Raw genomic sequence first — 23,718 nt, 5'->3', positions numbered from 1 at the left:
TACTGACATTTTGACTCAACATTGCAAAAAGGCACAACTTCCGTTGTGCCTTTTTTATTACTTATTTATCAAGTAGTTAACAAATAAGATCATTCAGTGCATCCTGCCAAAAGTACAAACATAAAAAATTCAAAACAACGTTCCGACTTCGATCACACTTTTGTCATTCGCCCAATGACTCGCCAGAAAATACAAATATAATGGATTGAAACGATGTTTCTTTTTATAAGGAACCTAAAACCGGTTCCGCTCAGATGTCTCTACGATGGGGTTAAGGTGATGAAGTTTGCAGGCAATACTAAAAACAGCGATGCAATGATGATTAACTGGCTTAGCGCAATCCGCAGCTATGTTGATTTAGTGCAATCTGCTGGCCACAGCACTCAAAATCCAACTCCATTAATGGCTGATGGTTTTGATGTTCTAACACATCAACCTGTCGTTTGGGCGTTCCCTGATGGTCACAATACACCAATATCAAATTTTGCCAGTCAGCAAAACTGGTTGCGGACATTAGATGCGCTCAGCCTAGTCACTCAGGATCCGCAATATCATCAACAAGCGCGGGCGCAAAGTCACTATTTCATGCAACGTGGTGTGCATGAACAAAGCGGATTATTTTATTGGGGTGGGCATCGTTTCCTGAATTTGGATTCGCTGAAAACTGAAGGGCCAGAATCAAAAGCGCAGGTCCACGAACTAAAGCACCATCTGCCTTATTATGATTTGTTGGTTTCCATTGACCGTGAAAAAACACTCAACTTCTTGCAGGGTTTTTGGCATGCACACGTAGAAGATTGGCAATCTCTGGATCTGGGCCGTCATGGCAGTTATGACAAACAACGCGACCCACATGTGTTCACCCATGCACGTCACGACGTGGTCCACCCTGCCGACTTACCTCGTCTACCAGAAACCAAAGGATTAACCTTTGTTAACGCTGGTACTGACCTGATTTACGCAGCCTATAAATATGCTGAGTACACCGGTGATCTTGCCGCAGCGGCATGGGGCAAACATCTTTATCGCCAATATGTTTTAGCCCGTAATCCTGAAACAGGCTTACCCGTTTATCAGTTTAGTTCCCCACAACAGCGTCGGCCGATACCTGATGATGATAACCAGACTCAATCTTGGTATGGCGACCGTGCTAAGCGTCAGTTTGGCCCTGAATTTGGTGAAATTGCCCGTGAAGCTAACGTGCTATTCCGTGACATGCGGCCACTGCTCATTGATAACCCTTTGGCAATGCTTGATATTCTGCACCAACAACCTGATGCAGAAGTGCTTGAGTGGGTGATTGACGGCCTGAAGAATTATTATCGCTTTGCTTATGACGTTGAGAGCAACACATTACGCCCGCTATGGAATGATGGCCAAGACATGAGCGGTTATGTCCTGCAACGTGATGGTTACTACGGCGCAAAAGGGACTGTTATTTCACCATTCTCATTAGAGGTCGATTATCTTCTGCCTTTAGTCCGAGCTTGGCGTTTGAGTGAAGATGAAGAATTACTGGATCTGATTGGTGTGTTACTGCATCGCTGGCAACTGGCTGAATTGAATAAATCAAAACGCCAAGCTGCATTGATGAACGGTCAAAAACCTAATGCTACCCCCTATTTGCTGATCGCCTTAACCGAGCTGGCAGAATATTGCCAATGTCCTCAATTATTCGAGTTAGCATGGCAAATTGGCGACAACCTATTTACGCAACATTACCACCGCGGCCTGTTTGTCGAATCGGCTCAACACCGTTATCTACGAATCGACAATCCGATTGCATTAGCATTATTAACCTTAATTGCCGCAAAACAGAATAAGTCTACGGCAATGCCTCAATTTATTACCAACGGTGGTTACATCCATGGAGATTATCGGGTGAACGGGGAAAGCCGCACCTTGTACGATATCGACTTTATTTATCCGACGCTTTTGAATCAGTAATTTTATTTATCTTTCATGTTATTAAAAATAGGTAAGCATTATGAATGAAAACAGAATGCTGGGGTTAGCCTATTTATCACCTTATATACTCGGGTTGATAATATTTACGGCTTTCCCCTTTGTATCATCTTTCTTTCTCAGTTTTACTGAGTATGACTTAATGAATCCTCCTGTCTTTAACGGGATTGAGAATTATCGTCATATGTTTCTTGAAGATGATTTATTCTGGAAATCCATGGGCGTGACATTCGCCTATGTTTTTCTGACTATTCCTTTAAAACTTGCATTTGCTCTGGGGATTGCTTTTGTACTGAACTTTAAATTACGTGGTATTGGCCTTTTCCGTACCGCTTTCTATATTCCATCGATCCTCGGCAGTAGCGTTGCAATTGCCGTATTATGGCGTGCTCTCTTTGCCATTGATGGCCTGTTAAACAGCTTTATCGGCGTGTTTGGATTTGATGCCATTAACTGGCTGGGAGAACCCGCGTTAGCGCTGACATCCGTAACTTTACTGCGTGTTTGGCAGTTTGGTTCTGCCATGGTTATCTTCCTGGCTGCACTGCAGAACGTACCGCAATCACAATATGAAGCTGCCATGATTGATGGTGCCTCTAAGTGGCAAATGTTTATGAAAGTTACCGTGCCACTGATCACGCCGGTTATTTTCTTTAACTTTATTATGCAAACGACGCAGGCATTCCAAGAATTTACCGCACCATACGTTATTACAGACGGTGGACCGACTCATTACACCTATTTATTCTCGCTCTATATCTACGATACAGCGTTTAAATACTTTGATATGGGATACGGTGCTGCGCTGGCTTGGGTATTATTCCTAGTCGTTGCCCTCTTCGCTTCAATTGCATTTAAATCATCTAAATATTGGGTCTTCTACTCCGCCGATAAAGGAGGAAAAAATGACTGACGTACAACATAATTCCAACCAGAAGAAATTAGCTCTGGCGCAGGAACTTGCAGATGCGGAAATTAACCACACACTACGCAAAGCAAAAGTCAGTGCAGCTTTCCGTTATATCATTTTGATTATTGTCGGCCTGATGATGCTTTATCCATTGTTGTGGATGTTCTCTGCGGCATTTAAGCCTAATAATGAGATTTTCACCACATTAGGATTATGGCCAGAAAATGCAACCCGTGATGGTTTCGTTAATGGTTGGAAAACCGGTACTGAATATAATTTCGGTCATTACATGCTTAACACCTTTAAGTTTGTTATCCCGAAAGTCATTTTGACCATTATCTCTTCCACCATTGTGGCTTATGGTTTCGCACGCTTTGAGATTCCATGGAAGAAATTCTGGTTCGCAACATTGATTACCACCATGTTGCTGCCAAGTACTGTGTTGTTGATTCCTCAGTACATCATGTTCCGCGAAATGGGCATGCTGAATAGTTACTTACCACTTTATTTGCCGACGGCTTTCGCGACCCAAGGCTTCTTCGTCTTCATGCTGGTTCAGTTCCTGCGTGGTGTACCACGTGATATGGAAGAAGCCGCACAAATCGACGGTTGTAACTCCCTTCAGGTGTTGTGGTATGTGGTTGTGCCAATTCTGAAACCGGCCATTATTTCCGTCGCACTGTTCCAGTTCATGTGGTCAATGAACGACTTTATCGGCCCACTGATTTATGTCTACAGCGTAGATAAATACCCGATAGCGCTGGCTCTTAAGATGTCAATTGACGTCACCGAAGGCGCACCGTGGAACGAAATTCTGGCAATGGCAAGTATCTCCATTCTGCCGTCCATCATTGTTTTCTTCCTGGCTCAACGCTACTTCGTTCAAGGCGTAACCAGCAGCGGAATTAAAGGTTAATAGAGGATTTATCATGGCTGAAGTCATTTTCAACAAATTAGGCAAAGTTTACTCCAACGGTTTCCGCGCGGTTCATGGCATTGATCTGAAGATCCATGATGGCGAGTTTATGGTGATTGTTGGTCCATCTGGCTGTGCTAAATCCACTACCCTGCGTATGTTGGCAGGTTTGGAAACCATCAGTGATGGCGAAGTCCGTATTGGTGATCGCGTCGTCAATAACCTGGCACCGAAATCACGTGGCATTGCCATGGTGTTCCAAAACTATGCGTTATACCCGCATATGACTGTTAAAGAAAACTTGGCCTTTGGTCTGAAGCTGAGCAAGTTACCGAAAGATCAAATTGAAACACAAGTTGCCGAAGCAGCAAAAATTCTAGAACTGGAAGATTTGTTGGACCGTCTGCCGCGCCAGTTATCCGGTGGTCAAGCACAGCGTGTCGCCGTAGGCCGTGCAATTGTGAAAAAACCAGATGTGTTCTTGTTCGATGAGCCTTTATCAAACTTGGATGCCAAGCTGCGTGCGTCAATGCGTATCCGTATCTCTGATTTGCATAAGCAATTGAAAAAGAGTGGAAAAGCGGCAACTACCGTTTACGTTACGCATGACCAGACGGAAGCCATGACCATGGGCGATCGCATCTGCGTCATGAAGCTGGGCCATATCATGCAAGTGGATACCCCAGATAATCTTTATCACTACCCAACCAATATGTTTGTTGCCGGTTTTATCGGCGCGCCGGAAATGAATATCAAACCGAGCACGTTGGTAGAAAAAGATGGCCAAATTGGCCTAACCGTCGGCCAATACACACTGGCTCTGAATGAGAAACAACAAGCTAAAGTCGCTGCCTTTGCTGGTGAAAAAGTGTTCTTTGGTGTCCGTCCAGAATTCATTCGCATGTCAACTGAGCCAATGGCTAATAACCATTCTCAAGGCGAATTAGTCCGCATGGAAAACATGGGCCATGAATTCTTCATGTATATCAAAGTCGACGACTTCGAATTGACTTGTCGCTTACCGTCTGATGAAGCACGGCCAATTATTGAAAACGGCCTGCATCGCACCGTGTACTTCCAGTTTGATATGGATAAATGCCATATCTTTGATGCAAAAACAGAAAAAAATATCTCTCTTTAACAGGAGCAGTACCTAATGAAAAAAGCGATCCTACACACGCTAATAGCATCCACTCTGGCTTTATTGTCACACCAGGCTTTTGCACAGGATGACGTTAACTTGCGTATGTCATGGTGGGGGGGCAATGGTCGTCATCAAATGACGCTTAAAGCTCTGGAAGAATTCCACAAACTACACCCAAATATTAATGTAAAAGCTGAATACACCGGTTGGGATGGTCACCTTTCTCGTCTGACGACTCAAATCGCCGGTGGGACTGAACCTGATGTTATGCAAACCAACTGGAACTGGTTGCCAATCTTCTCTAAAGACGGCACTGGCTTTTTTGATTTGAATAAAGTATCAAAACAATTAGATTTGACTCAATTTGATCCTAAAGAACTGCAACAAACCACTGTTAATGGCAAATTGAATGGTATTCCAATTTCAGTCACTGCGCGTATTTTCTACTTCAACGACGCGACATGGGCTAAATCAGGTTTGGAATATCCGAAAACTTGGGATGAATTGCTAAACGCGGGTAAAGTATTCCAAGAAAAATTGGGTGACCAATATTACCCTGTCGTATTAGAGCACCAGGATACATTGGCATTAATTCGCTCTTATATGACACAAAAATACAATATTCCAACAATCGACGAAGCTAATAAGAAATTTGCTTATACACCAGAACAGTGGGTTGAGTTCTTTACAATGTATAAGAAAATGGTCGATAGCCATGTTATGCCATCAACCAAATACTATGCTTCATTCGGCAAAAGTAATATGTACGAAATGAAGCCGTGGATTAACGGTGAATGGGGTGGAACTTATATGTGGAACTCCACCATTACTAAGTATTCCGATAACCTGACTAAACCAGCAAAATTGGTCCTTGGCCCTTATCCGATGTTGCCAGATGCGAAAGATGCCGGTCTGTTCTTCAAACCTGCTCAAATGCTTTCTATCGGTAAATCAACCAAGCATCCAGAGGAAAGCGCTATCCTGATTAACTTCCTGCTGAACAGCAAAGAAGGGATTGAGGCGATGGGTCTGGAGCGTGGTGTACCGCTGAGTGCCGCGGCGGTGACTCAACTTCGTGCCAGTGGTGTCATTAAAGATGAAGATCCATCGGTTGCTGGTTTGAATATGGCGTTGGAACTTCCACATGAAATGAAAACGTCACCATACTTTGATGACCCACAAATCGTTTCTCTGTTCCGCGATGCGATTCAATATATCGATTATGGTCAGAAATCAGTTCAGGAATCTGCAGAATACTTTAATAAGCAAGGCGATCGTATTTTAAAACGCGCAATGCGGTAATCATTAAAGTTATTTAACTTAAGTAAATTAAAGCCCTGCCATTAATTTGGCGGGGTTATTTTGTTTTATGTCATCAAATATCCTCCAATTAGATCAACATCACAAATTAATACCTGATTATAAAATTAATCATCAACAAAGATCTGGATCACACAATTAATTACAAATATAAATAGAATGTGTATCCACAATAAGTGAAACGTTGTTTCTTTGATTGTGGAATTGTTTTCTAATCGTATGTTGAGCTTTATAAGTTTGTTAATAATTGTTGTTTAAAATAACCATAACCCTGGGATTATATAAAAAAATGAAATTTAAACTCATTACATTAGCAGTGGCATCTGTTATCAGCTTTAGTTCTGTTGCAACAACAATTGACTATCGGCATGAAATGAAAGACACCAGTAAGTCTGATCATAAAGACCGCTTACTGATCTCCAACCGTTTTGCCAATGGCTTCGGCTTATCTTTAGAAGGGAAATGGGGCCAGCACAGCTCTGACACTACACCAAACAAACCGTTTAACGAGCAAGTCAGTAATGGCACCGAAGTTGTTGCCAGCTATGTTTATCAGTTTAATAAGATGTTCCAACTTGAGCCTGGTTTCTCATTAGAGTCATCTTCTGACTCAAACAACTACCGCCCTTACCTGCGCGGTAAAGTGTCCTTTAACGATGACTTCTCTACATCACTGCGTTATCGCCCGTACTACAAGCGTAACCAACCTTCTCAGACTAAATCCGATGAGAAAGGCCATGAGTTCACTATGTTGTTTGCTTACAACTTCTTGAAAAGCTATTCCGCTGAATATGAGTTGAACTACAAGAAGTCTGAAGATGAAATTCTGTCTAATAAGAAAAAAGACGAATGGAGCCATGACGTAAAAGTTGCCTACAAATGGGATAAAAACTGGAAACCATATGTGGCTATCGGTAACGTCGCTGGTAGCAAAACCACGGACGAACGTCAAACTCGTTTCCGTGTGGGTGTGCAGTACAGCTTCTAATTGTGCGTGTAAGTTGTCTATGTAATAAGTAGTTGTATCGTTATGAGTGCCCTCATCATTATTTGTTGATTATGCCTATACCGTATTACTTAGGGAAAAATGACACCCGGTCATTTTTCCCTTTTTTTACTTAGAGTTCCTTGTTTGAGTTCATCACCGAATATCTCTTACTTGGATACATGCGCTAGATTCCCGCCCTCAAACTGAAAAATGAGACATTTAGTTACAGCGTCACGGCTATCCTTACCAAGACAAATCTCATATACTGGATAAATCAACAGCTACAAACTCGGAATTCATGTATGACAGGGGAAGGACACCTTATTTTTTCTGTCGCCTGCGTTATTTTAGCCAAAAAAGTCGGTCTTACACCGGAGTTGGCGCATGGCGATTGGTGGCACCTGATACCTGGCGCCCTGCTTACTTCCCTGCTGCCCGATATTGACCATCCCAAGTCTATCCTTGGCCAACGGTTAAAATGGATCTCAACGCCCATTGCGAGGGCATTTGGGCATCGCGGATTCACCCATAGTCTGTTGGCTGTCGTCGGGGGGATTGCGCTATTCCAGATGGATATATCGCGTGATTGGATTATTCCCGCGGATGCATTTCATGCCATGATTATTGGTTACTTCAGTCATATAGTGGCAGATATGATCACCCCTGCCGGAGTACCGCTGCTTTGGCCTTGCCGTTGGCGCTTTTGTATTCCGCTATTGCGCCCGCAAAAAGGGAATCAACTAGAGCGGGTACTCTGCGTGCTATTCGTTTGTTTTTCCGTCTATTGGCAAACTGATACCAGCATTCCACTGCTATCCTATATGGAGCAATTGAAAAATTTTCGATTGTGATCACACTTTAATGCACAAACAATCACCAATCTGAATGCATTGCATACAAATAGTGGCAAAAACTTATATAAAATTCTTTTTGGATATAAGTGAGTGATTATGAGGCTGCTACCATACGCGGCTGATGACTCAATTGATTCTACTTGGTGAGATTGCTTTTGTTGATGGAATTAATTGTGTTGGTGAGATTCTATCGGAAGTAGAAATGAATAACGAAGTTTGCATTCATAATAATAATCTGGAGATTTGGGGATGAACCTACCGCTTGTGATTAATGTGCTGGTATTTGTCGCACTGCTATTACTCTTGGCACAAAGCCGCCATAAACAATGGAGCCTGTCTAAGAAAGTCTTGGTTGGTTTAGCATTGGGTGTGCTATTTGGTCTGGGTTTACAATGGGTCTATGGCGCAGATAATCCGGTGCTTAAAGAGTCCATCACTTGGTTTAATATCGTCGGTAATGGTTATGTGCAGTTACTGCAAATGATCGTCATGCCGCTGGTCTTTGCCTCGATTCTGAGCGCGGTCGCTAAACTGCATAACGCCTCTTCATTGGGCAAAATCAGTGTGCTAACGATTGGCACATTGCTTTTCACAACATTAATCGCGGCATTGGTTGGCGTGTTTGTCACCAATCTGTTTGGTTTAACCGCTGATGGCCTCATTCAAGGCACCCAAGAAACCGCGCGTTTAAGTGCCATCGAAAGCAACTATTTGGGCAAAGTCACTGACTTAACCGTACCTCAGTTAATTCTGTCCTTTATTCCAAAAAACCCGTTTGCTGATTTGACCGGTGCAAATCCAACTTCAATTATCAGTGTTGTTATTTTTGCGACCTTACTGGGTATCGCATCACTGCAGCTGCTTAAAGATGATGTGGAGAAAGGTCAGCGCGTCTTGGCTGCTATTGATACCCTGCAAGCTTGGGTCATGAAATTAGTACGCTTGGTGATGAAACTGACCCCCTACGGCGTGTTGGCATTAATGACCAAAGTGGTTGCCGGTTCAAACATCCAAGACATCATCAAGTTGGGTAGTTTTGTCGTAGCATCCTATCTGGGGTTGGCCATTATGTTTGTGGTCCACGGCGTGTTGTTATCTTTCACCGGTATCAATCCGTTGAAATTCTTCCGCAAAGTCTGGCCGGTGTTGACCTTTGCCTTTACTAGCCGTTCAAGCGCTGCCAGCATCCCATTAAATGTAGAAGCGCAAACTCGCCGCTTAGGTGTCCCTGACTCCATTGCCAGCTTCTCAGCTTCCTTTGGTGCCACCATTGGACAAAATGGCTGTGCGGGCCTCTACCCCGCCATGTTGGCAGTGATGGTAGCGCCGACCGTTGGGATCAACCCACTGGACCCAATATGGATTGCAACCTTAGTCGGTATCGTCACCATCAGTTCAGCCGGTGTTGCCGGTGTGGGTGGCGGTGCGACTTTTGCTGCATTGATTGTCCTGCCAGCAATGGGCTTGCCTGTCACACTGGTTGCGTTACTGATTTCTGTTGAGCCATTGATTGATATGGGCCGTACTGCCTTGAACGTTAGTGGTTCAATGACCGCAGGTACTGTAACCAGTCAACTGATGAAACAAACCAATAAAGAGATACTGAACAGTGACGATGACGGTGATTTAGCTCATCAATAAAAAAGCGTTTGTCACATCATAACGAAAACAAAGCCAGTCATTTATGACTGGCTTTTTAATGCTAATTTGGGCCGTTCACCCAATCTATTGAGCTCACGTTATAGCAACGCTTTTGCTTGGATAACCAATAATGCCTAGGAACGATATTTCTCGACCAGTGCCTGAGCGATAGCTTCCGTTTCAGCGTCCGGATTGCCACTGAAATCTTGTGCTCTGAAATGCATTTGGAAGGCAATGATAATCTGGCGGGTCTCTTCATCCAATATGCCACTCTGTGGAATTTTATAGCCATATTTGGCCAGTGCTTTCTGAATAATAGGGACCGAACCCAAATCGCTTTTATATCTGCCATTAAGATATTTACTGACAGTTACATCATCTGGCCAAGCACCGACACCTTTTTCCGCCAACCGTTTCCACGGGAATAATGGGCCAGGATCGGATTTTCTGAGGGGGGCGATATCGCTATGTGCAACAACAGCTGTCGGTGCAATGTCATAGCGCTCTACGATGTCCTTGGTGAGGTGCTCAATCAATTCAATCTGTGATTCATTATAAGGATACCAAGTACGCCCTAACATCTTCTCAGTGAAGCCCTTATTGACGATTTCGATACCTATCGAAGTATCATTGAGGCTATTACGCCCTTGCCAATCACTCACGCCTGCATGCCAAGCTCTTTTTTCCTCAGGAACCAATTGCAGTACCACAGGTTTCCCATCGACATTATCAGGGTGTGTTTTTACCAAATAATGCGCACTGACATTCCCCTCGGTCAGCACTTTGAGCGATCCCGCGTCATCCAAAGCGGTATAGTGCAGGACCAAAAAACGCACTCGCTCATTTTGAGCTACCGAAGGATAGTTGGTATCAATCTTATAATCACCACGGTCGATCAATTTATGTGGCTGGTGATTTTGCGTGCTGCTACACCCGGCCAATAGTAGCAACAGCCCCGCACCAAATACCATTCTCATGCTTAATAACTCCGTCACTATTCTTCTCCCTAAAATATGATTAAGCACGGCTATAGTGGCCCAACTAAATTAAATGACTGCTAAACAATATAATTAAATAATGCCGAGTAATCTCCAATAATACTTAGCACTAATATTAGTGTTTTAGTCATAAATATGTACACAAAAAATGATTATCAGGATCATCAATGGTTTCACACGCTATCTAGATGGGCTGCTGGTGCGGGGGGAACGTCTACCTACTCATATCTTACGTACCCGTATTATTGTCTTCTTTTTTTACTTCACTCGAGCCTATCACTGGGCAGTATCAATAAAAACGGCCCCAAATTAAAGGGGCCGTTTAGTATGAAAGGGATAAATAGTTATAATTAACAGCTGATTAAAACATCCAATAATTATACGGTATTTACCCTATTTATCGATTCAATCAGAAAGGATAATCGCGATAGCCCATCTGTTCAGAAATATTACGTGCTGCACGATGCAATAACTTAACAATATGAGTCTTGTTCTCTTCCGAGAAGCGCAGCGTTGGGTATGAAATACTTAACCCCGCAATCACAACACCGAAACGGTCGAACACAGGCACAGCGATACACCGCAAACCTTCTTCTTGTTCTTCGATATCTTCGCCGAAACCTTGCTCACGCACGCGATCTAACACTGGTAGCAATGCTGCTGGACCATCAAGTGTGTATTTGGTACTACGCGTAAATTCGATATGAGATAAGATTTCTTCTACTTCACCACGATCGCGCCACGCTAAGAGCACTTTACCGATAGCAGTACTGTGCAACGGATTACGGCGACCAATGCGCGAATGCATCCGCAGGTTATACATAGAATCAATTTTATGGATATAAACAATGCTGTCTTCATCCAATGCACCCAAGTGAATAGTTTCACGAGTTTCATTAGAGAGTTCACGCATTTGTATATCCGCGCTACGAATCAAATCAACATTCTGTAACGCTTTAGCCCCTAACTCAAATAACTTCAATGTCAGGGAATACTTCTCTGATTCGCCTTCCTGTGCAACATACCCCAGAGATTTCATAGTCTGGAGAAATCGGTAAACTGTACTCTTAGGCATCATTACACGCTGAGAAAGTTCGGTAATACCTATTTCCCGCTCTTCACCCAGAGCTTGTAAGATGCCAAAAACTTTCAGAACCGACGACACAGAGTCGGGCTGTTTATCTAGATCTGCAATAGCCATTTTTTAGTTACCCTACTCAATATTCTGCGTTTCGTAAAACGATATGTTTTAAAAAAAATAGAACAGTGGTTTTATTATAAAGGGAAGTCACAAGAGTGTGCAATAAACCAATGTGAATAATCGGATAAAAGCCTTGCAGACAGCAAATTAGCCTCTTTCCATGAAAGAGGCTAGTGCATAATTTAACTATTGCCAGACAGATTCAGGCAAAGTGGCCAAATATAATGCTGGTTTGCCGTGGACATCCGAGGTAAACAGAATTTGCTTATCATCAGGTGTAAAGGAAGGATGTGGATGCGTGACTTGGCGATCACCTTCAAATACTTTCCACGAAGTATCGTGGCGAGCCACACGATGCTGAGTACCATTTTTCATGTTGAAAACATACAAGAACGGATCGTTTTCAATCTTGTATCCACTGTCGTCCTGTACGTCGACTGGCGCATCTGAACCATCACCAACCAACAAAGTACCATCGTAGTTGCTCATCAAATGAGAACAAGCTGGCATCTTGGTTAATTGACGATTCTCCAGTGTTTCAGGGTCTACGCTGTAGATAAAGCGATCTGGGCTGCTTTTCAGGTAAGAAACATACACCAATGCAGAACCATCTGGTACCCAGAATTCGTGGGTGCAGCTTTCGCCTTCTGCATGAGTCTTCACTTTACGCATATTGCTGCCGTCTTCGTTGATCAACCACATACGGGCATCAACCAAATCGTGCGGCCCTTCGTGGCAGAACGCAACGGTATTATCGTCGTAAGGACGGTAAATTGGGTGACCTAACCACTGATTTTCCTGCAAAATCACGGTTGATTCACCGGTTTTTAGATCAACACGCATGAGTCGGCAACACGGCTTAGTGAAGTAAAACTCGTGGAATTTCTTCCAGTCAGTCAGTGGTTGCCAATCTTCACGTTTTATCTCAATACCCACTAACTTCGTGCAATCAGAGTTGGCGACCCAGGTGCCGTAACCGACCCATTCTTCTGGTACTTGATAAACGGCTCGCTCTTCCAACGTATCAAGAGAGACACGCATCAGATTGCGGCCATCTTTCACATAAAACAGTGCATCATCTTCAGGTGACAGGAAACCACCAAAGGTATTGTCGCCACGCCCTTCAGTCAGCTGCGTTGCCACCTGCGTGTTCAGATCCAGCAAGTAGTAGTTCCATGGGCCATCAAAAGCACCACCGAACAACAACTTACTGCCATCACGGGTGAAACACTTTTGATAGAAATAGTTACGGTGGCAAGTCACATCAGGAGGCGTCAGACGTGTCACTTGTGCACCGGTAGAGGCATCCTGATAAGTTTCAAATGTCAGGGGGATTTGTTTACCTTTGGCCATCCGGAAAGTCCTTAAATCGTCAGAGAATTAAAATTTTGCCCGCAGGCTAACCTGTTCGGCTAATATTATCTCACATTATAGAAACGATGTTTCATTTTTCCGTGATCGCAGTTCTATTTTTACTGATTACTGCAAATTATCGGTGTTATCATGCTGTTAATTTGCCAAGAGAGACAAAATATAACATTGATATTTGAGAATTGCCCACTGGCGAGGATGCATTCATCTGCAATACTGGTTAGCATATAAATACTTCATTTATGACTATTTTATAGACGAATTCTTATGACTGCTCCTGTCACCGATGGCTTACCCGTTCCTCAGCGCTACGCAGCGATAGCCGTCATCGCTTTGGGTATTACCATTGCAGTGCTTGATGGTACTATCGCCAATGTCGCTTTGCCGACCATAGCTCGTGATCTCAACGCCAGCCCTGCCACATCCATATGGGTCGTCAATGCCTATCAACTAGCCATCACTATCTCTTTGCTATCGATGGCCTCTCTGGGCGACATTATTGGCTACCGTCGTGTCTATCAAGCCGGTTTGCTGGTATTCAGTATTACGTCTCTGTTCTGCGCCCTTTCCGACTCATTATGGACGCTGACATTTGCCCGCGTGCTGCAAGGATTCGGCGCAGCTGCGTTAATGAGTGTCAATACCGCGTTGATTCGCATCATTTATCCCCGTGCGCAGCTCGGTCGAGGTATTGGTATTAATTCGGTCATTGTGGCTGTCTCAGCCGCCGCAGGCCCTACCATCGCCTCTGCTGTATTAGCCGTTGCCTCCTGGCAGTGGTTATTTGCCATTAACGTTCCCATTGGGCTGCTAGCGTGGGGATTGGGGATGAAATATTTACCGGCAAATAATACGAAGAGCAATGGTAACCGCTTCGATTTCAATAGCTCTATTATGAATGCCCTGACATTTGGTTTGCTGATCATTGCCATTAGTGGCTTTGCTCAAGGCCAAAGTGCAACTGTGATTGCGGCTGAAATTATCGCACTACTGGTCATCGGTTTCTTCTTTGTTCGCCGCCAACTCAGCCAACCGTTTCCTCTGTTGCCGGTTGATTTATTGCGCATTCCAATTTTCGCGCTTTCGATAGGTACGTCGATTTGTTCTTTTGCTGCCCAAATGTTGGCGATGGTGGCGCTCCCCTTCTTCTTACAAAGCGTGTTAGGACGTGATGAGGTCGCAACAGGTCTACTGCTGACCCCTTGGCCATTAGCGACGATGGTTGTCGCCCCTATCGCTGGACGATTGGTTGAACGGTATCATGCGGGGTTATTAGGTGGGATTGGTTTGGCCGTTTTCGCCAGCGGGCTATTCCTGTTGGCTCTTTTGCCCCAAAATCCGACAGACTTGGATATTATTTGGCGAATGATGCTGTGTGGTGCCGGATTTGGATTATTCCAGTCACCAAACAACCACACGATAATCTCTGCTGCGCCGCAACACCGTAGTGGCGGTGCCAGCGGCATGTTAGGCACTGCCCGCTTACTGGGGCAGACCTCTGGTGCCGCATTGGTCGCATTAATGTTTAATCTCTTCTCAACAAATGGGACGCATGCATCACTCATCTTGGCAGGCTGTTTCGCCAGTATCGCTGCATTAGTGAGTCTACTTCGCGTCAGTCAAAAGCGGAGTTAACACCGTTTTAGTGGCTTCGATAATAAAAAACCCCGCATAATATTGGCGGGGTTTTTTGTCTATTCAGATGCTGGCAGTTACTTCAGGTACTGGCCAGAACGCAACGCTTCAATTCGCTTATCCAGTGGCGGATGTGACATGAACAATTCGCTGAAGGTTTTAGACTTCCCATTGATGCAAAATGCCATCAGGTTACCTGCTTCTTGTGGCTCATAGCTGGTTTTCAACCGCTGTAGTGCCGCAATCATCTTTTCACGCCCAACCAGTTTTGCTGAACCAGCGTCAGCATGGAATTCACGATGACGAGAGAACCACATGGTGATAATGCTGGCGAGGATACCAAACACAAGTTCCAGTACCATTGAAACAGCAAAGTAAACCATTGGATTACCCGCGCTGCTCCCTTCATTATCACGATCACCAGAGAGGAACCCGGCTGCGACTTGCGCAATCAAACGTGAAATGAAGATCACAAATGTATTCACAATCCCTTGGATCAACGTCATGGTGACCATGTCACCATTTGCCACGTGGCTAATTTCATGCGCAATAACGGCCTCAGCCTCATCACGACTCATATTTTGCAATAGACCAGTACTCACAGCCACCAGCGATGCATCACGACGTGCACCCGTTGCAAAGGCATTGATGTCTGGCGCTTGATAAATGGCAACTTGCGGCATGGCAATACCTGCCTGCTGAGATTGCCGACGAACAGTTTCCAGCAACCAACGTTCAGTTTCATTACGCGGCTGCTCAATAACTTCACCACCGACTGAACGCAATGCCATCCATTTGGACATCAGCAACGAAACGAATGCGCCGCCGAAACCAAATAGGCCGGCCATGATCATCAGCCCTTGCACGCTGCTGGACTGAATACCTGTCAGGCTTAGCACCAACCCGAACACCAACATAACGGCCAAGTTGGTGAGAAGGAACAGAGCGATACGCATCATAAAAATTTATTTCCTTATTTATGTTGAATCGATAGTTTTAATCAATCGACACTGTGTTGAGCCACATCAGTATTGGTCAACTTGGTCATGAATCAAATTGCCATAGACTTGAATGATGACTCAGCAATTAATAACTGAGATACGCTGATCGTATGGGCATCTGATAAATTTTCAAGGTTTGTTAAGTTCTAAGAGAGTAAATCAACACAACTTTACAAATTTGGATACTTTTCATTACATATTTTGCTACTTTTTCGACAATCGATTGATCGCGCGCCGAAAAGAAATAAAAAAAATCCGGGCTCTCTCGAACCCGGATTCATCAGAACCATCACAAAATTACTTTGCCGCAGTTGCTTTCGCCGCCGGTGTTGCCGGTGGAGTCTGCGGTTGCGCTTTCTCTGTATGGGCAAGATCCAAGGCAATATGGACCGTTTCATCAAGATAAGGGTCTGGCTCTTGATAGTCTTTTGGCAAATCATCCAATGACTTCAGTGGCTTTTTACCTTCACGTTTAAAGCGCTCGTTTAAGCGTTCTAAGCGTCTTGCATCGTCATCATGGTTCTCTTTTTCGCGTTGTGCGTAATTGAGAGAGACAATGTTGCGCTTCTCTTTCAGCGCTTTATAACGTTCAATATCTTGCTGAATATGCTGGAATTCAGGGTCGGCAGCGATACGTGCCGTATGATTTTTTAGCAATTCAGGCTCAAACGGTTTCAAATCGCCCGTCTTGATGTAGCTGGCAGCATTAATGCTGTCCCAAGGCAAAGCGTTATCTTCGAAGCTTTCACCGGTTTCAGCCGGATCGACACCCGTTGGCATCACGATATCTGGGGTGACCCCTTTACGCTGAGTACTGCCGCCATCTACCCGATAGAATTTCTGGATAGTGTATTGCAGTGACCCCAACGCCGGCCATTCAGGGCGCAACATCTGATCGTAAATACGATTCAGCGAGCGATATTGCTGCACGGTCCCTTTACCAAAGGTCGGCTCACCAACAATCAGCGCCCGGCCATAGTCTTGCATGGCAGCGGCGAAGATTTCAGAAGCCGAAGCACTGTAGCGGTCAACCAAGACCACCAGCGGGCCTTTGTAGTAAACAATACCATCAGTATCGCTGTCTTCACGCACTTTGCCGTTGTTATCCCGCACCTGAACGACAGGGCCACTTGGAATAAATAGACCGGAAAGCGACACAGCTTCGGTTAACGCCCCACCACCGTTGCTACGCAAGTCAATGATAATACTACTAACATTCTCTTTTTCCAACTTCTGTAGCTGCACCTTAACGTCTTCAGTCAGGCCAACATAGAAGCCGGGAATGTCCAGAACGCCGACACGCTCTTTGCCGATGGTTTTCACCGACATTTTCACCGCACGGTCTTCTAGACGAATTCGTTCACGGGTCAACGTAACAGTACGTGGCTTAGTCCCTTTACCCGCAGGTAAAATCTCCAACCGCACTTTACTGCCCTTTGGCCCTTTGATTAGCGCGACGACATCATCGAGACGCCAACCAATCACATCGACCATTGGTTTACCCGCTTGACCCACACCAATCACCCGATCACCCACGGCGATAGTCTTACTTTTCGCCGCTGGGCCGCCCGGCACCATGGAGTTGATTAAAGTGTAATCATCATCCATTTGTAGGACAGCACCGATACCTTCCAACGACAGGCTCATTTCGGTATTGAACTGTTCAGTATTACGCGGAGACAAGTAGTTAGTATGAGGGTCAATTTCGTGGGCAAACGCATTCATAATCAGTTGGAAGACATCTTCACTGTTACTTTGCGTCAAACGCTTAATCGCCGCTTGATAGCGTTTGGTCAGCGTTTCTTTGATTTCTTTATCCGTTTTACCGGTAAGCTTCAAATTCAGCTGATCATATTTAACTTTTGCGTCCCAAAGCTTATTTAGCTCCGCTTCGCTGGTTGGCCAAGGCGCTTTACCACGATCAATATCAATCGTGTCATTGCCAGTAAATACCATCGGACGGTCTAATACTGATAATGCATATTGATAGCGTTCAAAGCGGCGTTTTTGCGCCAAATTGAATAGCGCGAAAGGCGTGTCTAACTGGCCGGATTTTAACTCATCGTCCAGCGAATGTTTTTTATCCGCGAACTGGGCCACATCTGATGCTAACAACACGTTGTGGCTGTAATCCAACATGTTGAGAAAGCGATCAAATATTTTGGCTGAAAACTGATCGTCCAGCGCAAACTGGCGATAGTGAGAGCGAGTGAAGCGCGATGTTACGCGCTCACTCACAGTTGCATGCTCAGGTTCCTGACGCAGTTGAGGAATTTGATCGATACGATACGTTGTCGTATCGGCCGCGTAACTCGCCCCCGCCAGTAACAAGCCTGCGATTGCTGTTAGTCTGACAAATTTGTTCATGCCTAGGTTGGCCTCCGTATCAGAACTGCAAGTGTTCTGCGCGTACAATCATCGCCAGACCGGAAGATAGCTGCACCCGTACGCCATCTTTAGCGATTTCTAATACGGTTGCGTCCATCGCGCTCTTACCTGCTCTGACTTTGATTTCTTGACCAATTTGCAGTTTAGAGATATCTGTGACCGGCACAGGGCGTGGCTGGTTTTCCTCGGCCTGTGGACGAGGTGGCCGAGCCTGTTGTGGGCGAGGTGACTGACGAGGCTTGCGGTTTTCCACAGCAGCACCCGCTTCACGACGCGGCGCAGGTTTTTTACCTGCCGGACGTGGGCGACGTGGCGGCTCTGGGGTTTCACCCGCAGCAATGGCAGCTTCGCGCTTTTTAGCTTGTTGTTCAGCACGTTGTGCTTGAACACGGGCTTTCGCCTCTTCCAGCTGTTTGCGGGCATGTTCGACATGTTGCTCTTCCAGCACACCACAAGGGTTGCCGTCCAGATCAACACGTTCAGCACCGACTTTGACCCCATAAAGATAACGCCAGCTTGAGGTGTAGAGACGCAGCGCAGAACGCAATTGCGTTTTGCTTAAATTCTCTTCCCCCTGAACACGTTCGACCAGATCTTGAAAAATACCGATCTTGAGTGGACGTGCTTCGCCTTCGGCGGTGAAGCAAAGCGGGAACCGCTCAGCCAAAAAGGCTATGACTTCTTTACTACTGTTCAACTTAGGTTGATTTTCCATGAAATTTCCTGATTACAACGGGTTTGCCAACCAGCGCAGGCATGAACAGGCGTCATTATAATGACGCCATCAGCAATTGCCACGTTATCCGTATATCAACTTGCAGTCTGTGTGACATATTTCGCACTGTCGCAGAGTTCAAGATGCTCACAAAGCCGCGCCACAACTGAGGTTAAGCCCAATTCGTCATCTTCATCAAAGCGATCATAAACAATGCTGTCGATATCCAAAACGCCGATAATTTCGCCCTTTACCGCAATGGGGAGCACGATTTCAGCATTACTTGCAGCGTCACAAGCGATATGGCCAGGAAATGCATGCACATCAGCGACTCGCTGAACGCGATTTTCTGCCACAGCCGTTCCACAGACACCTTTACCGATTGGAATACGCACACAGGCGATTTTCCCCTGAAATGGCCCAAGAACTAACTCTTTGCCATCGATCAAGTAAAAACCGGCCCAATTTAGCCCTTCTAAGCGCTCATACAGTAAAGCACTGACGTTCGCCAAGGTGGCAATAAAATGGGTTTCACCCGCAATCAGGGAACTCATGTCACGTTTTAATTCCGCGTAGAATTCTGCTTTTTTCATTTAATGACCGTTAGAAACCTAAGAATAGCCAGCGGAAATGATTATGCTTGGCTTATATAAAATAATCACTAAATGCCCTTTGCCACAAGGTTATTCAGCATTAACAAAGAAAATGAGTTATCGATATTGATGATTTGGCCCGTTTTGCCCCTTGTTTTGACTCATTGCTCTGCTAACATCCGCGCTATTCTTTATAAACCGGTGTCGGTGTCAGGGTCTTATATATGAAGGTACATGCCATTCAACGGCCGCTCTCCACCGCTCGGGTACAGCGATGCTGCGAATGCGATGCCCTGTTTACGTTGCCGCCACTTAATGGCCTGCAGACAGCGTATTGTCCGCGTTGCAGTGCAAAGATTGCCAGTGGCCGCGATTGGTCACTGACACGTCTCACGGCAATGGCTGTCGCCATGCTTTTGCTCATGCCATTCGCGTTCACCGCGCCATTGATTTCCATTCGCCTACTGGGTACACGAATTGATGCCAGTCTGCTAGAAGGTATCTGGCAAATGAGTCGTCAGGGCGACCCGATTACCGCCAGCATGGTGGCCTTTTGCATTCTCGGCGCACCCATCACCCTCACTGCATCCATTCTCTATCTGCGCATCGGCAGCCGGATTGGCATGAATCTACGCCCTGTTTTGCTGATGCTAGAACGACTCAAAGAGTGGGTCATGCTAGATATATATCTCATCGGGATGGCCGTGGCCTGTATCAAGGTCAAGGAATACGCTGATGTGATGCCTGGTGATGGATTGATAGCGTATCTAGCACTCACCTTACTGAGTATATTGACGCTGGTGCACCTGAATCTGGAACAGCTATGGGAGCGGTTTTATCCGCAAGAGCAGCCCCCAGGCCCACGAGAAACATTACGTATCTGCTTATCATGCCATTACACCGGTCATCCTGACGAACAAGGCCGTTGCCCACGTTGCCATACCCCGTTACGCCATCGCCGACGCCACAGTATTCAAAAAACTTGGGCGGCGCTAATCGCCTCGATAGTGCTGCTGTTGCCTGCTAACCTATTACCTATATCAATCGTTTATGCCAACGGTACGCGCATGGAAGATACTATTTTCTCCGGCGTCGTTTCTCTGGCTTCATCGGGCAATCTGCCCATTGCCGCAGTGGTCTTTATTGCCAGTGTGCTGGTGCCATTCACCAAAATCATTGTTCTCATCACATTACTGCTGAGTATTCATTTCAAGACACAGCACAGCTTAAAAACCCGTATGCGTTTGCTACGGTTGATTACTTGGATTGGCCGCTGGTCAATGCTGGATCTCTTTGTTATTGCGTTAATGATGTCGCTGATTAATCGCGATCAGCTCCTCTCCTTCACTATGGGGCCTGCAGCCTTTTATTTTGGGTCTGCGGTCATTTTAACTATTCTTGCTGTCGAATGGCTAGATAGCCGATTGATTTGGGATGCACATGCAACAGGAAACGCCGAGTACACCGACTGAGGCACAAGTTAAACATAAACGCCGGATATCGCCTTTCTGGTTGCTGCCCTTTATTGCCCTACTGATTGCGGGTTGGCTGGTTTATAACAACTGGCAAGAGCGTGGCACTGAAGTCACCATTGATTTCCAATCTGCTGCTGGCATTGTGGCGGGTCGCACCCCCATTCGTTATCAAGGTGTCGAAGTGGGGATGGTGCAATCCATTAATCTTGATGATGACCTGCGTAATATTAAAGTCACCGCCAGCATCAAGAATGATATGGAAGGCTCCCTGCGCGAAGGTACGCAGTTTTGGCTTGTCACGCCGAAAGCTTCTTTAGCTGGAGTTTCTGGCTTAGATGCCTTAGTCGGTGGGAATTATATCGGGATGATGCCGGGCGAAGGTAAACCGCAAAGCCATTTTACGGCACTGGATACCCAACCTAAATTCCGCATGAATACCGGTGAGTTGATGGTTCATCTCCATGCACCTGATTTAGGTTCACTCAATAACGGCTCTCTGGTTTACTACCGTAAAATTCCGGTAGGTAAGGTTTACGATTACAATATTGCGCCTGATAACAACGGCGTAGTGATTGATGTTCTGATCGATCGTCGCTTCGCCAAGTTGGTCAAAAACGATACGCGATTCTGGAATGTCTCCGGCTTTAAAGGTGATTTCAGCCTCAGTGGCGCATCGGTTCAGATGGAAAGTCTGGCGGCACTGGTCAATGGTGCTATCGCCTTTGACTCACCGCAAAACAGCCAAGATGCAAAACCCGATCAACCATTCCAGCTTTATCCGGATTTGGCACATAGCCAACGTGGCGTGGCAATAACCTTAGATCTACCCAATGGAAACAGTCTAAGTGCGGGTCGAACACCGCTGATTTATCAGGGCTTACAGGTAGGAACGTTAACCAAAATGACGCTCCAACCGGACAGTAAAGTCACCGGTGAGCTGACCATTGACCCTTCAGTGGTCGACTTGATGCGTACCGGTAGTCGCATCGAAATGAACAGCCCGCGGATTAGTCTGAATGATGCAAAACTCAGTGAGCTGTTGACCGGTAATACTCTCGAACTTATTCCCGGTGAAGGTGAGCCGCAAAAACACTTTATCGTGCTGCCGAGCAGTAAAAGCCTTTTACAACAACCCAATGTGCTAGAGCTGCAACTCACTGCACCACAAAGTTATGGCATTGATGTCGGGCAACCCATTTCACTGCATGGCATTAAAATTGGTCAAGTTCTGACGCGTGAGCTATCCGCTACGGGCGTTGACTTCACTGCCGCGATTGAAGCGAAATACCGCGATCTTGTGCATAAAGACACTAAATTTGTGGTGAACAGTCGCCTTGATGTGAAATTTGGTATTGATGGCGTCGACATTCAAGGCGCCAGTGCGCAAGAGTGGATTGATGGCGGCATTCTGATACTTCCAGGTGGAAAAGGCGAACCGCTGAATAAGTATCCACTGTATAGCAGTATTGCTAAGGCGACTGATGGCATTCTAGGTAACGCCCCCGCTACCACCCTGACATTGACGGCTAACAGCTTGCCCGATGTCCAGACCGGTTCCGTCGTCTTGTATCGTAAGTTTCAGGTGGGCGAAATTACTGATATCAAACCAAAAGCCAATGAGTTTGAAGTGGATGTCTACATTCAGCCAGCATATCGCAAGTTACTCACCGATAAGAGTATCTTCTGGGCTGAAGGGGGGGCAAAAGTGCAACTGAACGGCAGCGGTTTGACTGTACAGGCATCGCCACTCAATAGAGCACTCAAGGGGGCCATCAGCTTTGATAATCTCGAGGGGGTCACGTTGGATAAAGGGGCTAAACGCACTCTTTATAGTAACGAAACCGCCGCGCGAGCCGTCGGTAGCCAGATTACATTACGTACCTTTGATGCGAGTAAACTGGCTGCGGGTATGCCTATTCGTTATCTGGGTATCAATATAGGTCAGGTTGAGTCGCTCAAACTGATACCGGAACGCAATGAAGTCTTGGCCAAAGCCGTGCTCTATCCTGAATATGTGCAGAACTTCGCCCGTGCCGGTAGTCGCTTCGCCATTGTTTCGCCGGAGATCTCCGCCGCAGGGGTGAATAATCTCGATACCCTGTTCCAGCCCTACATCAATGTGGAACCGGGTAAAGGCAGCACTCTACGTACCTTTGAGCTACAAACCGCGACCATCACCGATTCGCGTTATCTCGATGGCTTGAGCATTATTCTTGATACGGCAGAAGCGGGGTCGTTGCAAGTTGGCACACCAGTGCTATTCCGTGGGCTTGAAGTGGGCACAGTGACAGGGTTCAATTTGGGCGCGATGTCTGATCGGGTGCAAGTTTCTCTGCGCATTAGCCAGAAATTCCAGCAGTTGGTACGCCAAAATACGGTCTTCTGGCTGGCATCAGGCTATAACCTTGAATTTGGCTTAACGGGTGGTGTCGTGAAAAGTGGCACCTTCCAGCAATTCATTCGTGGCGGTATTGCCTTTGCAACGCCACCGACCACGCCTCTGGCACCGAAAGCCAACGTCAATCAACACTTCTTGCTTAACCCCGAAGAGCCGAAAGATTGGCGAAATTGGGGCACCGCAATCCCACGTTATTAAAGCGAAT

General features: G+C 45.8%; 18 protein-coding genes. 11 read left to right on the top strand and 7 right to left on the bottom strand.

Annotated elements, in window-relative coordinates; all coding sequences use genetic code 11:
• Positions 1-279: 279 nt before the first annotated feature.
• The 8 genes from DA391_RS10370 (at position 280) to DA391_RS10335 (ending at position 9,738) form a co-directional block, all read left to right on the top strand.
• Positions 280-1,947 carry a pectate lyase gene (locus tag DA391_RS10370; protein ID WP_050080626.1) on the top strand — a complete coding sequence of 556 codons (1,668 nt, stop codon included), beginning with the start codon at positions 280-282 and terminating at the stop codon, positions 1,945-1,947.
• A gap of 40 nt (positions 1,948-1,987) precedes the next feature.
• The gene (locus DA391_RS10365; protein WP_019210193.1) at positions 1,988-2,878 is read left to right on the top strand and encodes a carbohydrate ABC transporter permease; all 891 of its coding nucleotides are present in this window, start codon (positions 1,988-1,990) and stop codon (positions 2,876-2,878) included.
• Positions 2,871-3,791, top strand: a complete 921-nt coding sequence (locus DA391_RS10360) for a carbohydrate ABC transporter permease (protein WP_108087681.1) — start codon at positions 2,871-2,873, stop codon at positions 3,789-3,791. Before DA391_RS10365 ends, DA391_RS10360 begins: the two co-directional genes overlap by 8 nt.
• Before the next feature lie 13 nt (positions 3,792-3,804).
• Entirely contained in the window at positions 3,805-4,932 is a 1,128-nt protein-coding gene (locus DA391_RS10355) for an ABC transporter ATP-binding protein (protein WP_019210195.1), read from the top strand.
• Between the two features lie 15 nt (positions 4,933-4,947).
• Positions 4,948-6,237, top strand: a complete 1,290-nt coding sequence (locus DA391_RS10350) for an ABC transporter substrate-binding protein (RefSeq protein WP_019210196.1) — start codon at positions 4,948-4,950, stop codon at positions 6,235-6,237.
• 307 nt (positions 6,238-6,544) lie between these two features.
• Positions 6,545-7,243, top strand: coding sequence for an oligogalacturonate-specific porin KdgM family protein (locus DA391_RS10345; RefSeq protein ID WP_019210197.1), 699 nt, complete (start codon positions 6,545-6,547; stop codon positions 7,241-7,243).
• Between the two features lie 302 nt (positions 7,244-7,545).
• Positions 7,546-8,094, top strand: coding sequence for a metal-dependent hydrolase (locus DA391_RS10340; RefSeq protein WP_050080624.1), 549 nt, complete (start codon positions 7,546-7,548; stop codon positions 8,092-8,094).
• Between the two features lie 252 nt (positions 8,095-8,346).
• Complete coding sequence (locus DA391_RS10335; RefSeq protein WP_050285718.1) at positions 8,347-9,738, top strand: L-cystine transporter; 1,392 nt, start codon at positions 8,347-8,349, stop codon at positions 9,736-9,738.
• A gap of 134 nt (positions 9,739-9,872) precedes the next feature.
• Here the strand turns inward: DA391_RS10335 and DA391_RS10330 are convergent, their stop codons facing one another.
• The 3 genes from DA391_RS10330 to ogl all read right to left on the bottom strand — a co-directional run bounded on the left by DA391_RS10330 (position 9,873) and on the right by ogl (position 13,290).
• On the bottom strand, positions 9,873-10,715 hold the full coding sequence (locus DA391_RS10330; RefSeq protein WP_108087680.1) for an N-acetylmuramoyl-L-alanine amidase: 843 nt from the start codon (positions 10,713-10,715) through the stop codon (positions 9,873-9,875).
• 430 nt (positions 10,716-11,145) lie between these two features.
• Positions 11,146-11,937 carry a DNA-binding transcriptional regulator KdgR gene (gene kdgR / locus DA391_RS10325; protein ID WP_049607091.1) on the bottom strand — a complete coding sequence of 264 codons (792 nt, stop codon included), beginning with the start codon at positions 11,935-11,937 and terminating at the stop codon, positions 11,146-11,148.
• A 186-nt stretch (positions 11,938-12,123) separates the two neighbouring features.
• Complete coding sequence (gene ogl / locus DA391_RS10320) at positions 12,124-13,290, bottom strand: oligogalacturonate lyase (RefSeq protein ID WP_019210202.1); 1,167 nt, start codon at positions 13,288-13,290, stop codon at positions 12,124-12,126.
• A gap of 285 nt (positions 13,291-13,575) precedes the next feature.
• Here ogl and DA391_RS10315 point away from each other — a divergent pair, with 285 nt between their 5' ends.
• On the top strand, positions 13,576-14,943 hold the full coding sequence (locus DA391_RS10315; protein WP_050285719.1) for an MFS transporter: 1,368 nt from the start codon (positions 13,576-13,578) through the stop codon (positions 14,941-14,943).
• A 77-nt stretch (positions 14,944-15,020) separates the two neighbouring features.
• Here the strand turns inward: DA391_RS10315 and htpX are convergent, their stop codons facing one another.
• The 4 genes from htpX to DA391_RS10295 form a co-directional block, all read right to left on the bottom strand.
• Positions 15,021-15,902, bottom strand: coding sequence for a protease HtpX (gene htpX, locus DA391_RS10310; RefSeq protein ID WP_019210204.1), 882 nt, complete (start codon positions 15,900-15,902; stop codon positions 15,021-15,023).
• Positions 15,903-16,241: 339 nt separating this feature from the next.
• Positions 16,242-18,311, bottom strand: coding sequence for a carboxy terminal-processing peptidase (gene prc / locus DA391_RS10305; RefSeq protein WP_050080618.1), 2,070 nt, complete (start codon positions 18,309-18,311; stop codon positions 16,242-16,244).
• A 19-nt stretch (positions 18,312-18,330) separates the two neighbouring features.
• Entirely contained in the window at positions 18,331-19,047 is a 717-nt protein-coding gene (gene proQ / locus DA391_RS10300) for an RNA chaperone ProQ (protein WP_049607088.1), read from the bottom strand.
• Positions 19,048-19,142: 95 nt separating this feature from the next.
• Positions 19,143-19,640 carry a GAF domain-containing protein gene (locus DA391_RS10295; RefSeq protein ID WP_050080616.1) on the bottom strand — a complete coding sequence of 166 codons (498 nt, stop codon included), beginning with the start codon at positions 19,638-19,640 and terminating at the stop codon, positions 19,143-19,145.
• 224 nt (positions 19,641-19,864) lie between these two features.
• On the opposite strand from DA391_RS10295, the gene yebS reads away from it, so the two are divergent.
• Both yebS and DA391_RS10285 read left to right on the top strand, forming a co-directional pair.
• Complete coding sequence (gene yebS / locus DA391_RS10290; RefSeq protein WP_050873205.1) at positions 19,865-21,112, top strand: membrane integrity lipid transport subunit YebS; 1,248 nt, start codon at positions 19,865-19,867, stop codon at positions 21,110-21,112.
• A complete protein-coding gene (locus DA391_RS10285; RefSeq protein WP_050080615.1) occupies positions 21,081-23,711 on the top strand; it encodes a PqiB family protein in 2,631 nt (876 codons plus the stop codon). Before yebS ends, DA391_RS10285 begins: the two co-directional genes overlap by 32 nt.
• Positions 23,712-23,718 lie beyond the last annotated feature (7 nt).

The sequence above is a fragment of the Yersinia massiliensis genome (assembly GCF_003048255.1).
Lineage (GTDB): Bacteria > Pseudomonadota > Gammaproteobacteria > Enterobacterales > Enterobacteriaceae > Yersinia > Yersinia massiliensis_A.
This window is presented reverse-complemented; position numbering and strand designations above follow the sequence as displayed.

Bases quoted from the DNA above. Each gene is read 5' to 3' on its own strand.
- prc (WP_050080618.1), bottom strand. From the start codon at position 18,311: ATGAACAAATTTGTCAGACTAACAGCAATCGCAGGCTTGTTACTGGCG.
- kdgR (WP_049607091.1), bottom strand. From the start codon at position 11,937: ATGGCTATTGCAGATCTAGATAAACAGCCCGACTCTGTGTCGTCGGTT.
- DA391_RS10345 (WP_019210197.1), top strand. From the start codon at position 6,545: ATGAAATTTAAACTCATTACATTAGCAGTGGCATCTGTTATCAGCTTT.
- DA391_RS10360 (WP_108087681.1), top strand. From the start codon at position 2,871: ATGACTGACGTACAACATAATTCCAACCAGAAGAAATTAGCTCTGGCG.
- htpX (WP_019210204.1), bottom strand. From the start codon at position 15,902: ATGATGCGTATCGCTCTGTTCCTTCTCACCAACTTGGCCGTTATGTTG.
- DA391_RS10315 (WP_050285719.1), top strand. From the start codon at position 13,576: ATGACTGCTCCTGTCACCGATGGCTTACCCGTTCCTCAGCGCTACGCA.
- DA391_RS10350 (WP_019210196.1), top strand. From the start codon at position 4,948: ATGAAAAAAGCGATCCTACACACGCTAATAGCATCCACTCTGGCTTTA.
- ogl (WP_019210202.1), bottom strand. From the start codon at position 13,290: ATGGCCAAAGGTAAACAAATCCCCCTGACATTTGAAACTTATCAGGAT.
- DA391_RS10340 (WP_050080624.1), top strand. From the start codon at position 7,546: ATGACAGGGGAAGGACACCTTATTTTTTCTGTCGCCTGCGTTATTTTA.
- DA391_RS10285 (WP_050080615.1), top strand. From the start codon at position 21,081: ATGCAACAGGAAACGCCGAGTACACCGACTGAGGCACAAGTTAAACAT.
- DA391_RS10355 (WP_019210195.1), top strand. From the start codon at position 3,805: ATGGCTGAAGTCATTTTCAACAAATTAGGCAAAGTTTACTCCAACGGT.
- DA391_RS10295 (WP_050080616.1), bottom strand. From the start codon at position 19,640: ATGAAAAAAGCAGAATTCTACGCGGAATTAAAACGTGACATGAGTTCC.
- DA391_RS10370 (WP_050080626.1), top strand. From the start codon at position 280: ATGAAGTTTGCAGGCAATACTAAAAACAGCGATGCAATGATGATTAAC.
- proQ (WP_049607088.1), bottom strand. From the start codon at position 19,047: ATGGAAAATCAACCTAAGTTGAACAGTAGTAAAGAAGTCATAGCCTTT.
- DA391_RS10365 (WP_019210193.1), top strand. From the start codon at position 1,988: ATGAATGAAAACAGAATGCTGGGGTTAGCCTATTTATCACCTTATATA.
- DA391_RS10330 (WP_108087680.1), bottom strand. From the start codon at position 10,715: ATGAGAATGGTATTTGGTGCGGGGCTGTTGCTACTATTGGCCGGGTGT.
- yebS (WP_050873205.1), top strand. From the start codon at position 19,865: ATGAAGGTACATGCCATTCAACGGCCGCTCTCCACCGCTCGGGTACAG.
- DA391_RS10335 (WP_050285718.1), top strand. From the start codon at position 8,347: ATGAACCTACCGCTTGTGATTAATGTGCTGGTATTTGTCGCACTGCTA.